The 12,550-nt window shown below is 41.8% G+C and carries 11 protein-coding genes and 2 pseudogenes; 4 read left to right on the top strand and 9 right to left on the bottom strand.

Annotation, left to right across the window (positions count from 1 at the left end; translation table 11 throughout):
• Positions 1 to 49 precede the first annotated feature (49 nt).
• On the bottom strand, positions 50 to 1,024 hold the full coding sequence (gene cysB, locus EAE90_RS04260; protein WP_065388674.1) for an HTH-type transcriptional regulator CysB: 975 nt from the start codon (positions 1,022 to 1,024) through the stop codon (positions 50 to 52).
• A gap of 304 nt (positions 1,025 to 1,328) precedes the next feature.
• Entirely contained in the window at positions 1,329 to 3,929 is a 2,601-nt protein-coding gene (gene topA, locus EAE90_RS04255; protein ID WP_214052421.1) for a type I DNA topoisomerase, read from the bottom strand.
• A 278-nt stretch (positions 3,930 to 4,207) separates the two neighbouring features.
• Here topA and EAE90_RS24420 point away from each other — a divergent pair.
• Positions 4,208 to 4,479 (top strand): annotated as a pseudogene (locus tag EAE90_RS24420) (DUF2498 family protein).
• Positions 4,480 to 4,584: 105 nt separating this feature from the next.
• Here EAE90_RS24420 and EAE90_RS04245 read toward each other — a convergent pair.
• Positions 4,585 to 5,415, bottom strand: a complete 831-nt coding sequence (locus tag EAE90_RS04245; protein WP_214052420.1) for an alpha/beta fold hydrolase — start codon at positions 5,413 to 5,415, stop codon at positions 4,585 to 4,587.
• Between the two features lie 58 nt (positions 5,416 to 5,473).
• Here EAE90_RS04245 and EAE90_RS04240 point away from each other — a divergent pair, with 58 nt between their 5' ends.
• On the top strand, positions 5,474 to 5,653 hold the full coding sequence (locus EAE90_RS04240) for a hypothetical protein (protein WP_214052419.1): 180 nt from the start codon (positions 5,474 to 5,476) through the stop codon (positions 5,651 to 5,653).
• Between the two features lie 167 nt (positions 5,654 to 5,820).
• On the opposite strand, the gene sohB is transcribed toward EAE90_RS04240, so the two are convergent.
• From sohB to catA, 4 genes are all read right to left on the bottom strand, one after another.
• Positions 5,821 to 6,867, bottom strand: coding sequence for a protease SohB (sohB, locus tag EAE90_RS04235; protein ID WP_214052418.1), 1,047 nt, complete (start codon positions 6,865 to 6,867; stop codon positions 5,821 to 5,823).
• Positions 6,868 to 7,312: 445 nt separating this feature from the next.
• The gene (locus tag EAE90_RS04230) at positions 7,313 to 8,026 is read right to left on the bottom strand and encodes a hypothetical protein (RefSeq protein ID WP_214052417.1); all 714 of its coding nucleotides are present in this window, start codon (positions 8,024 to 8,026) and stop codon (positions 7,313 to 7,315) included.
• Between the two features lie 11 nt (positions 8,027 to 8,037).
• Positions 8,038 to 8,388 (bottom strand): hypothetical protein, encoded by a 351-nt coding sequence (locus tag EAE90_RS04225; protein ID WP_214052416.1) that lies wholly within the window; start codon positions 8,386 to 8,388, stop codon positions 8,038 to 8,040.
• Positions 8,389 to 8,749: 361 nt separating this feature from the next.
• Positions 8,750 to 9,388, bottom strand: coding sequence for a type A chloramphenicol O-acetyltransferase (gene catA / locus EAE90_RS04220; RefSeq protein ID WP_214052415.1), 639 nt, complete (start codon positions 9,386 to 9,388; stop codon positions 8,750 to 8,752).
• Between the two features lie 366 nt (positions 9,389 to 9,754).
• Between catA and EAE90_RS04215 the strand changes: the two genes are divergently transcribed.
• Positions 9,755 to 10,519 carry a YciK family oxidoreductase gene (locus EAE90_RS04215; RefSeq protein ID WP_214052414.1) on the top strand — a complete coding sequence of 255 codons (765 nt, stop codon included), beginning with the start codon at positions 9,755 to 9,757 and terminating at the stop codon, positions 10,517 to 10,519.
• Positions 10,519 to 11,115 carry a cob(I)yrinic acid a,c-diamide adenosyltransferase gene (cobO, locus tag EAE90_RS04210; protein ID WP_246550349.1) on the top strand — a complete coding sequence of 199 codons (597 nt, stop codon included), beginning with the start codon at positions 10,519 to 10,521 and terminating at the stop codon, positions 11,113 to 11,115. The genes EAE90_RS04215 and cobO overlap by 1 nt, the downstream gene beginning before the upstream one ends.
• A gap of 34 nt (positions 11,116 to 11,149) precedes the next feature.
• Here cobO and rluB read toward each other — a convergent pair whose 3' ends face one another.
• Together rluB and EAE90_RS04200 are read right to left on the bottom strand one after the other, a co-directional pair.
• Positions 11,150 to 12,082: a 23S rRNA pseudouridine(2605) synthase RluB gene (gene rluB / locus EAE90_RS04205; protein ID WP_214052413.1), complete on the bottom strand. Its 933-nt coding sequence runs from the start codon at positions 12,080 to 12,082 to the stop codon at positions 11,150 to 11,152.
• Positions 12,083 to 12,448: 366 nt separating this feature from the next.
• Positions 12,449 to 12,550: pseudogene (locus EAE90_RS04200) on the bottom strand (IS30 family transposase); the annotation flags it as partial.

Below are 12,550 nucleotides of genomic sequence, written 5' to 3'. Positions count from 1 at the left end.
TAAACAAAATTAGGAAGCTAATAGCAATATTAGCTCCCTAATTATTTCATTATACGATCGGTAATTTGATATCTTTGAACATAGCTTCGATATCTTCATTTGAGCGTAAAGCAACTGCTTGATCAATAACATCACGCGTCAAGTGAGGCGCAAAACGCCACATAAAGTCATACATGTAGCTGCGTAAGAAACTACTGCGACGAAAACCAATCTTAGTTGTGCTATAGCCGAATTTATCACGCATATCAATGCAAACCAGATCTTTATCCTGTACCGGATCAACCGCCATGTTGGCAATAACCCCCACACCTAACCCTAACCGGACATAAGTTTTAATCACATCAGCATCCGTCGCCGTGAAAACAATTTTAGGTTTTAAACCCACTTTATCGAATGCAACATCTAACTCAGAACGACCAGTAAAGCCAAATGTATAAGTGACCAGTTGATATTCAGCCAATTCTTCAATTGAAACGCTCTCTTTACCTGCCAGCGGGTGATCTGATGTCACCACCAGCGTCCTGTTCCAATGGTAACAAGGCAACATGACCAAATCTTCATATAAATGCAGTGCCTCAGTTGCAATAGCAAAATCAGCATTACCTTTACTCACAGCTTCAGCAATTTGCGTTGGCGACCCTTGATGCATGTGTAAAGAAACCTGCGGATAACGTTCAATAAAGCCTTTAATCACAGGAGGTAATGCATAACGGGCCTGTGTGTGGGTAGTAGCAATATATAGCGAACCACGATTCGGATAAGTATGTTCACTAGCAACTGACCGTATTGCATCAATCTTAGATAATACTTCACGAGAAATTCGGACAACCTCTTCACCTGCGGGAGTAACATGCGTCAGGTGTTTACCACTACGGGAAAAAATCTGAATGCCTAATTCATCTTCAAGCATTCTGACTTGCTTACTTATCCCTGGTTGAGATGTATACAATCCTTCTGCCGTAGATGAAACATTAAGGTTGTGGTTTACCACCTCCACGATGTAACGAAGCTGTTGCAATTTCATATAAACACCATCCCAAAATAAACGCTGTGAACAATTATGACTTAGAAACCTGGACTGATATTGCTGTTTGCTATTTATTATAACGAATAGAAATAATATTGATGTCGCATATAACCACTATAACACGATTATATATTTATATAACGAATAATTGAAAATTCATAATGAATGTTTAGCGCGACTCTAATTCATATATTTTAAGATACTGCCTATAGACGAAAAAAGCCAACCTATTAGGTTGGCTTAATAGAAGAAAATAATCCCTTTTCTAAGAAAAAGAGAGTGTTGATTCTGTCAAAATTTGTTACTTTTTATCTTTCTCAACCCATTTTCCATCAACATAAAACACACTCCAACCCGTTGCCTTGCCATTTTTCTCCGAAGAAGCATATTGCTGTTTAGTTTTACGGCTGAAACGGATAACTGTTTTGTTGCCTTCAGCATCTGCCACAGGAGCATCAGCCAAATAGCGCAATTTCTCCGGCAGACGCTCTTTAAAACGCGCTAACTCTTCTACCAATGGCGCTCTGGTCTCTCTAGATTTAGGGAAAGTATTTGCCGCTAAAAATACGCCAGCGGCACCATCGCGCAATACAAAATAGGCGTCAGATTTTTCACAAGGAAGCTCTGGTAACGGAACCGGGTCCTCTTTTGGCGGCGCGACTTCTCCACTACGCAAGATCTTACGGGTATTTTTACAAGCCTCATCGGTACAGCCCATGTATTTACCGAAACGCCCCATTTTCAGGTGCATTTCAGCGCCACATTTATCACATTCGATAACAGGGCCGTCATATCCCTTAATGCGAAATTCACCCTCTTCCACTTCATAACCATCACAAGCAGGGTTATTACCGCAAACATGTAATTTACGTTGGTTATCAATGAGGTAGCTGTCCATCGCCGTACCACATTTTTTACAGCGACGGCGGGCGCGCAATGCGTTTGTTTCCGCCTCATCCCCTTCCAAGACGTTAAGAATTTCATTCTCAGGGATAAGGTTTATCGTCTGTTTACAACGCTCTTTAGGTGACAACGCATAGCCAGAACAACCCAGGAAAACGCCGGTAGTTGCCGTTCGAATGCCCATAGAGCGCTGACATGTCGGACACTCAATAGAGGTAATAACCATCGGATTGGGGCGCATGCCACCCTCTTCCGGTTCTTTATTAGCTACGTCTAGTTGTTCACTAAAATCAGTGAAAAACTCATCCAGAACCCCTTTCCATTCGGCTTTATTACTTGCAACCTGATCAAGCTGATCTTCCATTCGCGCAGTAAAATCATAACTCATCAGCTCGTTGAAATTCTCTTCCAGACGATCAGTAACAATCTCCCCCATTTTCTCTGAGTAGAAACGGCGACTCTCTACGCGAACATAACCACGCTCCTGAATCGTAGAGATAATGGAAGCATAAGTGGATGGCCGACCAATACTGCGTTTCTCCAGCTCTTTAACCAGGGATGCCTCACTGTAACGTGCCGGTGGTTTGGTGAAGTGCTGGCTTGGGATCAGTTGTTGCAAATCAAGTTCTGTACCAATTTCAACAACCGGCAACGTGTGGTCTTCGTCACCTTTGCGCAATACAGGCATCACTTTTGTCCAGCCATCAAAACGCAATGTACGACCTTTGGCACGCAATTCAAAATCACCCGCCTGTACAGTCAATGTTGTGGAATCGTATTTCGCCGGTGTCATCTGGCAAGCCACAAACTGACGCCAAATTAGCTGATACAACTTCTGTGCATCCGCATCCATATCTTTCAGTTGTTCTGCCATGATATCAACACTGGAAGGACGAATCGCTTCATGCGCTTCCTGTGAATTCTCTTTACTACTGTAAGTATTGGCCGCTTTTGGCAGGTATTTATCGCCAAAATTATCACTGATATAACCACGAACCATATCCAGCGCATCCTGACTCAAATTAGTCGAATCAGTACGCATATAAGTAATATATCCGGCCTCATACAAACGCTGAGCCATCATCATGGTCTTTTTAACACCAAACCCTAAACGCGTGCTGGCGGCCTGTTGCAACGTAGATGTGATAAACGGCGCACTCGGTTTGCTGGATGTTGGACGATCTTCACGATCGATCACCTTGTAACGGGCTTTTTCCAGCAAAGAGACGGCGGCTTGGGTTTGTTCACTATTAACCGGCTTAAACGGTTTACCCTGCTGATGGGTCACTTCCATATGCAGTGAAATTTCGCCTTTCGCCAGCAAATCAGCATGCAATTGCCAATATTCTACCGGCACAAACGCTTTAATCTCACGCTCCCTTTCTACCACAAGGCGTACCGCCACCGATTGCACACGACCGGCGGAAAGCCCTCTGGCAACCTTTTTCCACAGTAGCGGAGAAACCATATAACCCACGACTCGATCCATAAAACGGCGAGCTTGTTGAGCATTTATCCGGTGAATATTTAATTCACCCGGATTATCAAATGCCTGCTTGATGGCATTTTTAGTGATTTCATTAAAAACAACCCGGCTAAAACGATCGCCATCACCACCAATCACTTCCCGCAAGTGCCATGCAATGGCTTCTCCCTCACGGTCAAGATCCGTTGCGAGATAAACATGATCAACTTTTTCAGCCAATGATTTTAGCTCTGCCACGACCTTCTCTTTGCCCGGCAAAATCTGATAATTCGCTTCCCAACCACGGTATGGATCAACCCCCATACGGTTGACTAATGCAGCTTTCTCATCTTTTTTAACCTTCTTCTTAGACTTATCGGTAGATGAGCTCGAACTCTTTTGGCTGGCTGAGCCACTGGTCGGCAAATCACGGATATGACCAACGCTGGATTTCACCACGTAGTCACTCCCCAAATATTTGTTGATTGTTTTGGCCTTTGCCGGGGACTCCACTATTACAAGAGCTTTACCCATAGTTATCTTTACCTAATTATCTTTTCAGATGGTGGAATTCACTGCGCCATATCACGGTATTTAAAACCTCTTTTTATATTGCGATAGATTCTCAATATATCAACTTATTTTTATTCAGTTGATTTCCCCAAACTCGAAACATATTGAATTATCTAAGGTATTTTAGATACCGCCCATGTGCTATGCAAATGGATGAAGTGATCACCGTAAACAAAATCTTCCATCTGCATGATGAAAAGTTCACACTCTACCTGATAAAAAATGATGCGCAACAAATTATTTTTGATAAGGACAGGAAAAGACAGAACAAAACAACGCCGATTAAACGAAATCAATGACTAAAAAAAGCCGGTTGTATTATCCGCCAACATGAAGATTTTATTCATAGCATGTATATAAATAGAGTAGAACAAAAAGGAGATGTATTAGTATTGATGGTGAATCTTTTCTAAACGAAAGTGGTTTACCCACAATCAAAAGTCCTGCCATTTTCAATATGTTCAAGCACCTGACGTATATGCTATCGAAACACGATTATCTCGGGAATTAATAAAAAAAATTTATTGAGCAATGAATAGGCAGATATATGAAAACGATATAAAAATATATCTGCCGGGTATATAAAGCGCCTCTGGCGATAAACTACAGGTATCAATTACGCTTCCAAGGTGAGATCAGAGAAAAAACCCGCCATTAAACGATTAAACTGCTCTGGCGCTTCCCAGAATGGCCCATGTCCCAAGTTGAGCAAGTTATACACCTGACCAGTCCAAAGATTTTTGTAGGTTATCCCGTTAATGTAATCAATATTAACAAATAAATCTTCTGCACCATTAACGATAGCTAGTGGTGTTGGGTTTGTTTCAACCAATAACCGTTGATCCATAACGTCCGGTGAAACCGATGCTTCAGACATATATTGCCGGGCCAAACCATCGGTCCGCGCCACTGCGGCTCTTAAAAACGGCTCACAAAGTGCATTTTCCCCATACAACGCTTGGGTATAATCCGTAATTTCCTCTTCTGTCAGCAAAGCCTTACCAGATATTGCCATAAACCGACTTGGTTTAAATCCAAGACTGACATTTTCTGCACCTGGGCTAACCGGCGGCGTGCCACAAATCATTAGCCCAACAATCCCTGGGAATCGCGGGATCAGCTCCAAACCGATATGCCCCCCCAGTGACCATCCAAAAACAGCAACTTTATCGATGCCTAATTTTTCCAGTACTTCGATGATGCAAAGGGCATAGCCAGGTATCGAATAGGTCCGGCGAGGGTCCACTGCATTTGATGAAGCGCCGTGTCCTGGTAAATCAATAGCTAAAATCCGGTATTCGTCACCAAAACAGTTAATTTGATGACGAAAAACTTCTTTACAACTTGAATTACCATGTATAAGGAGGACCGGTAATCCATCACCTCCCGTATCAGCAACAGAGATGACAGCATGACTGGTATGAATATCGTATTGTGAAATAGCCATAATACTTTATTTCCTTATGAATATTATTGTATGTTGCCGTTCTTCGAGGATTTTCATAATGCGTTTAAAGACGCCAATAGCGCTGTGCAAAAGTGACTTGGACTTGTTTGAAGATCAGCTAAGCAGAACAGATAAACGCAAAGCCAGCGTATCAACTATTGGTGTAGAAAAGCCTGCGGCTCATCACAAGCAGGAAGGGGGATGTAAAGCAAATTATGTAACACCTGTAATATTTTAACAGGGTCAAAATAGCTGGTTTTTCAGTGGAATAGCATCATGAGAATAAGCGTCGCTCTGTTCAATTAGCACATTACAATTAAGCAATATATCAAGGCGTCCCTGAACGTCGAAATAGAACGCCTTAGGGGACGCCAAGATAATTAATCCAAAATAGCAGAATCTTAATTAAAGCAGAGGCTTCTCCCCTCTTTGCCACCAGCGCAATAACAGTTTATCAATACTTTCCATTGCACTGCCGGTGAAACGCTCTACCATGCGTTTACGGCGTGTATAACTGACGCCAATAACTTCACAATTATCTATTTGAGCAATCAACAGATCATCGCTGACACCAATTTCGTCAATCAATCCCTTCTCTTTCGCCTGTGAGCCGTACCAATATTCGCCTGTCGCCACACTTTCTACGTCAAGTGATGGGCGATGTGTATGGATAAACGCTTTGAATAGTTCGTGAGTCTGATTCAGATCTTCCTGAAATTTTTTCCGTCCCTGCTCTGTATTTTCTCCCAACACAGTCAGTGTACGTTTATATTCACCCGCCGTGTGGAGTTCTACATCGATATCATTTTTCTTCAATAGCTTATGAATGTTCGGAATCTGAGCGACCACGCCAATAGAACCAATAATGGCAAAAGGTGCAGCAACCACACGATCAGCAACACAAGCCATCATATAGCCGCCACTGGCAGCAACTTTATCTACCACGATAGTCAAGCGAATACCTTTCTGGCGCAAACGGGCAAGCTGAGAGGCCGCCAATCCATAACCATGCACCATACCTCCGGGACTTTCCAGACGTAGCAACACTTCATCTTTTGCATCTGCCACGGCTAGAATTGCGCTAATCTCTTCACGTAATGAATCGACTTCGTGTGCATCCATACTTCCTTTAAAATCCAGTACATAAAGGCAAGGTTTCTGTACCCCTTTATGGCCTGCCTTAGCGTCACTCTTCTTCTGCTTGGATTCGAGTTTTTGTTGCTTATTAAACTCTTTCTGCCAGATTTTCCCTTCCGCTTCTGTCATGCGCGCCCGCTGCATTTGACGCTGTTTATCCCGATATGACTCACCAAGATCGGTAAGTTTCAGTTCTCCTTTTAGTGAAGATTTCCGCATTCCCAGGCCAATACCGAATATTGCCAGAGCAATAACCGCCAACACCAGCGTAACTACTTTGGCTAAAAACAACCCGTAAAGAGATAAGTATTCCACAAAATTCACCTTTTGTTTCTTAGACATTTACCAAATAAATGTATTTGATTTTTTTCATTTAAAAACAATATATTATAATTAATTCGCATTCAATAAAACGATGCACACAATTACGCACAAATAAAAACGTCCAGTATATCGGTCCCAATAGCTAATTCTACACCATTAGATGAAGAAATGGGGGATCAAGGGATAGATTGCAGAATCACAGATCTCCTTTAGTATCCTAACTTCAATATCAACAAAACCACTGTATAGAACCACATAAAAGGACACGCCGCAAAATGGTTCTAGATGCAAATATTCCGACCATTTCCATTCCTAAACTTTCCCAAAAAATGATGAAATGACATCTTTAATCAATGATATATCTTCACCTATGGTTATTTTAAATACAAAAAACCGCAATTAAGCGGCATATATGAAAAAACTCACCGAAGCGGGTTTAGTTGTACAATTTATCTTTGCTTATAATGTTAACGATATGATGGCAACAATCATGAGACATCGAGTTCGGTTCCCACCGAGAAAGTTCATGTGTAACACTCCAAGGCTTAACGCCATTAATCCCAATTCCACCCTCTGTCAGCACATCGATAAATTTATGCCGCATGGTGTCATACACCCTAACATCAGCTAATGCTATTATTCCGCTCGCCCACAATGTACCACCAGCAACACTTTGAATATTATCGCAAATAATATGATTGTGCTTTAAGACTAGCCTTCTGTATATTGAACGCCCCAGACCTGCTGCCTGATAATCTGGCGAAATAAATGCCCCCTTTATCTGCTTGCCTGTCTTTTTTATACCATCGTCATAGAAATTAAAATCATTGTATGCAATGCGACCTATTAACTCATCCTCATCAGGATTGTGCATATCAAGATCTATTAGATACTGAATAATTTCTTGTTCATCGTAACCACTATCAAGCATCTCAAAAGACTGAGACTTATAGTAATCTTCAGTGAAGCATCCTAATCGAATGATCCCTATGTAGTAATGATACTCGCCACCACTTAAGAGGTATTCAATTACCTCTAATAAATCACCATCTTTTGATAAGTGATAGAACTTCTCTACAATCTCTTCTTTTATACAGTCAGGTTTTCTACTTAAATCTTTAATATATGAATCGTTCAGATTAGGAGCCATCTTTATCTCAACTACACACTAGCAACAGGAGCATATTTCTGAATAAAATCACAAACAGTTTTTTCAATATTGATGTTTATTGAAGACAATCTATCTTCCAGTTCAGGATACTGATATGCCGGATTTACAAGATATCTTATCTTGTCTTTACAAACAGTAAGTTCAGCGTATGGGATCACCTTGAACTTGCTTGAGTTGTTTATGTTTTCAACAGTCACAATAAACAATTGACGCTTAATATCAACTCTACAACTTAAGCGTCTAACAGAAAACATCCTCTGTGACGGTTCATCAAAAAAAGAATTGATAACTTCTGTTGAGTGGCTAATGGTCTGTATAGATCTAGTATGTTCAGTTCTCACATAGCCCCCTAACATTGGGAAATCGAAATTAAACAGTGCTTAGCATGATACAAATTTATATCACTTAACATGATAGTAGCCGCATTGAACCTCTAGTTCAACAAATTTAACAACCCACCGCTTGTACGGCAATAGCCCAGTCATAATCATGATCCCGACCAACTTCAGCTACTTAAGTTGCCATTACGACATTTGAACGGAAAGTCTCATGTAAGGCTTACTTCTATACTGGTAAAAATAACTCTGCTTCGATTTCGTCAGAGTTATGCTGATGCGCCAGTACCTTAAATGCTTCTCTCATCGTGAAAACCACCAGTGTTAACTGATGGCTATTAGCATAAATAATTCAAGTTGGCTTCAACTAAATAAAATCGTTACATAGCTCTTGTAAGCTATTAATAACACGTCCCACATGGAAACCATCACAAGCAGCATGATGCGCCTGAATTGCCAAAGGCAACTGAGTTTGATTTCCATTTTGGTAAAATTTTCCCATTGTAAATATAGGCGGAAAATAATCCGTAAAATTCGCTATGTTCAGGTTAAATCCATCAAAACTTACCCACGGCACTGACGATATGTGAAAGTGGTTTTCAGGTAGTTCTGGTTTAGAAAAAAAGCAAAGATCATCTTTATAGGTTTCATAATCAGCAGAATAGTTTTTCATAAACTCTGCCAAATCAGAATTGAACTCAGTCCAAACCGCTGAGAATGTTTCAGTTTCCTGGTGAAAGATTGTATACGCAGGATTTACACCCTCCCATACAATTAATTCTTCATCTTTTATAGCCATTCTGAACTCAGAGTAAGAGTTCACAACTTTAGATATTAAATAAATCATGGTTGGGTAGAATTGATATCGTTTTTCTACCAACGAAGATAACAAATGGGTAATATCAATCTTTGTTGTTAGACTAAATCCGCATTGCACGACATTACGGTAATGCAAGAAATGCTCTTTCCTATCCCAGAGCGCTATATCAACCTTTGAGTAATTCATGTTTTCCCCTTCTAATGTAAGATTTAACAAATCAATTAAATTAGAAGGGCTGTTCTCTCTGTTTGTATTGGGATCATAATCACTCCGGTACGAAATTAGATTAAATACTCAATCTCTGATGAAGAAAAATTATACATTAGCTAAAAACAAATAACTACCAACACAGCATTATCTTTATAAATCAGACAACAAGAAACTCCGCACCATAAAAACTTATGCAAACCGCTATAACCTGCAATGTTTCTCCGTTTATCTCCTGAGCAATCAACCTTGGCAAATTTGACTCAATATATAACTTTCTGTTTTGATAGCCCGAACGGCCTCCGACGGTAATAAATCGCGCCGTCAATAACAGGAAATCTTCAAATGTTACATTACCAACCAAAACATGACCTTCTACAACAACGCATTATTTTAGTGACAGGCGCTGGAGAGGGTATTGGCCGTGAAGCGGCTTTGACTTATGCCCGTTACGGCGCACAAGTGATCTTACTTGGCAGAACAACACACAAACTGGAAGCTGTCCAAAAAGAGATTGAACAAGCAGGTGATGCCCCTGCAACTATTTACACAATGGATCTGCTTACCGTCACAGCTAAAGAGTGCCAGGCATTCGCTGACAATTTAGCGCAACATTATCCGCGTCTGGATGGCGTATTGCATAATGCCGGTTTATTGGGAGCTGTCGCGCCAATGGCAGAGCAACCCGTCCAATTATGGCATGATGTTATGCAAGTCAACGTCAATGCGACCTTTATGTTAACGCAAGCCTTATTGCCGCTATTATTGAAATCACCTGACGGATCATTAATCTTTACCAGTTCGAGCGTTGGTCGCGAAGGTCGTTGTGGTTGGGGAGCCTATTCAGCCTCTAAATTTGCAACCGAAGGCATGATGCAAGTTTTAGCCGAAGAATATAAACACACTTCTCTGCGCGTTAACTGTATTAATCCCGGCGGTACACGCACAAATATGCGCGCCCGCGCATTCCCTAACGAAAATTCTGCTAAACTGAAAACACCGGCAGATATTATGCCGCTGTATCTTTATCTTATGGGCAGAGATAGTCTGCATAAAACAGGCATCAGTTTTGATGCCCAACCCGGACGCAAAGCAGGGCCAGCCGAATAATGACAATCAATGACAACCAACATCAAAAAAGACAACAACGCCTAAAAGAAAAAGTAGATTCCCGCATTGAAGCCGCCCAGTTAGAACGGGGTATTCTCATTGTTTTTACCGGCAATGGTAAAGGCAAAACCACTGCGGCATTTGGCACAGTGACCCGTGCGATAGGTCATGGATTTCGTGCCGGCGTGATCCAATTTATCAAAGGTACATGGGAGAATGGCGAAAAAAACCTGCTAGAACAACATGGAGTGAATTTCCATGTTATGGCGACAGGTTTTACCTGGGAAACTCAAAGCCGGGAAACCGATACTGTAGCCTGCCGCCAAGTATGGCGCCATGCGTTAGAGATGCTATCTGATCCCGATTTAGCGCTGGTTGTTCTGGATGAACTGACTTATATGGTGAGTTATGGCTATCTTCCTCTGGAAGAAGTGATTACTGCGCTCAAACACCGACCGGAGCACCAATCCGTTATTATCACTGGTCGCGGTTGTCATCGTGAATTATTGGAAATGGCAGATACCGTCACAGAGATGCGGCCGGTAAAACATGCCTTTGACGCCGGTATTAAGGCACGAAAAGGGATCGATTGGTAAAAAAGGCCCCGCTATAACACGAGGCCCAGAAAACTTAACGGCTTTTTGGTGCGGTTGTTCGCCCCGTCTTCTGGCGTGAACTGCCCGGACGCTTGCCTGCGGCTGGACGCGATGCGACTTGAGCATGGCGTTTAACCGCTCGGCGAATTTGGTTAGCTTTAAGGCGACGTTGATCAGGTCCCACAGCCACTTTAGAAACCGTCTCTTCATTCAAACCCACTAATTGGCGTAAATAGTTAGTCTGCTCCAGACCCAGTTCTGTCCATCCCCCGCGTGGTAAGCCTTTTGGCAAACCAATATCACCATAACGCACACGAATAAGACGACTCACCTGTACACCAACTGCTTCCCAAAGACGACGAACTTCACGGTTACGTCCTTCTGTCAGCGTGACGTTATACCACTGATTCATCCCCTCACCGCCTTTAAACGCGATAGTGCGGAATGCGGCGGGGCCATCTTCCAGTTGAATGCCTTTAGCCAATTGTCTCAATTTAGCATCATCAACTTCACCGAAGACACGGACAGCATATTCGCGTTCAACCTCACGGCTTGGATGCATCAAACGATTAGCCAGTTCACCATCCGTGGTAAATAGCAACAAACCACAAGTATTCACATCCAGACGCCCAACCGCTATCCAGCGGGAACCTAGCAATTTAGGCAGACGATCAAAAACCGTTGGCCGCCCTTCTGGATCATGACGAGTACAAAGCTCACCCTCTGGTTTGTAATAAGCCAGAACACGGCAAACCGCTTTTTGCGATTCTTTGATATTTAATATCCGGCCATCGAGACGAATTTTCGTGGCGGGCTGAACTTCAAGGCGATCGCCTAAAGTCGCAATCTTACCGTCAACACTGACGCGCCCTTGTTGAATATAACCTTCTATTTCGCGGCGGGAACCGTGACCGGAACGCGCGAGAATTTTCTGTAACTTTTCAGATTTCTGTGTCTTACCGCTCATTGAGCAACCTCTGTTGTCGCCTTCACAGGCGTCGTGTTATATATCAATCAATATGTTATGGTGGAATTCAATCATAACAAACTGATTTTAATACATTTGATCGCATAGGATGTCAAAAAATACATCATACATCCTAACTCCGTGGTTGCGCATTCTACACGAATTTTAAAATCAATGATGCTAATAAATGTATCTATTTATCACTCAGCCTTGAATTTGATCAGAAAAACACAGAGATATTACTTCACCAACCAGACTAAAACATAACTACAAAAATAAGTAGCTCTAATCCTCAAAAGATCAAAAAAAACCAAATATAATAAAGTCATTAATACCTCTTGGATTCACATAATAAGTGCAACATCGTTAATCCGGAAGTAAACATGTTCGTATTCCTTTAAATAATTCATTCGGGGTTTTCCCTCCCCGGGTTTTTCGGGGGCGATTATTTAATCGGTTTACCACAAA

This window comes from Photorhabdus caribbeanensis, assembly GCF_018448885.1.
Classification (GTDB): domain Bacteria; phylum Pseudomonadota; class Gammaproteobacteria; order Enterobacterales; family Enterobacteriaceae; genus Photorhabdus; species Photorhabdus caribbeanensis.
The sequence above is the reverse complement of the archived record's forward strand: the minus strand, read 5'-3'. Positions and strand labels throughout refer to the sequence as shown.

Excerpts from the sequence above, each read along its gene's own strand:
- cysB (WP_065388674.1), bottom strand. The coding sequence starts at position 1,024 with ATGAAATTGCAACAGCTTCGTTACATCGTGGAGGTGGTAAACCACAAC.
- EAE90_RS04240 (WP_214052419.1), top strand. The coding sequence starts at position 5,474 with ATGCGTTTAAAGACGCCAATAGCGCTGTGCAAAAGTGACTTGGACTTG.
- EAE90_RS04245 (WP_214052420.1), bottom strand. The coding sequence starts at position 5,415 with ATGGCTATTTCACAATACGATATTCATACCAGTCATGCTGTCATCTCT.
- EAE90_RS04230 (WP_214052417.1), bottom strand. The coding sequence starts at position 8,026 with ATGGCTCCTAATCTGAACGATTCATATATTAAAGATTTAAGTAGAAAA.
- catA (WP_214052415.1), bottom strand. The coding sequence starts at position 9,388 with ATGAATTACTCAAAGGTTGATATAGCGCTCTGGGATAGGAAAGAGCAT.
- topA (WP_214052421.1), bottom strand. The coding sequence starts at position 3,929 with ATGGGTAAAGCTCTTGTAATAGTGGAGTCCCCGGCAAAGGCCAAAACA.
- cobO (WP_246550349.1), top strand. The coding sequence starts at position 10,519 with ATGACAATCAATGACAACCAACATCAAAAAAGACAACAACGCCTAAAA.
- EAE90_RS04215 (WP_214052414.1), top strand. The coding sequence starts at position 9,755 with ATGTTACATTACCAACCAAAACATGACCTTCTACAACAACGCATTATT.
- rluB (WP_214052413.1), bottom strand. The coding sequence starts at position 12,082 with ATGAGCGGTAAGACACAGAAATCTGAAAAGTTACAGAAAATTCTCGCG.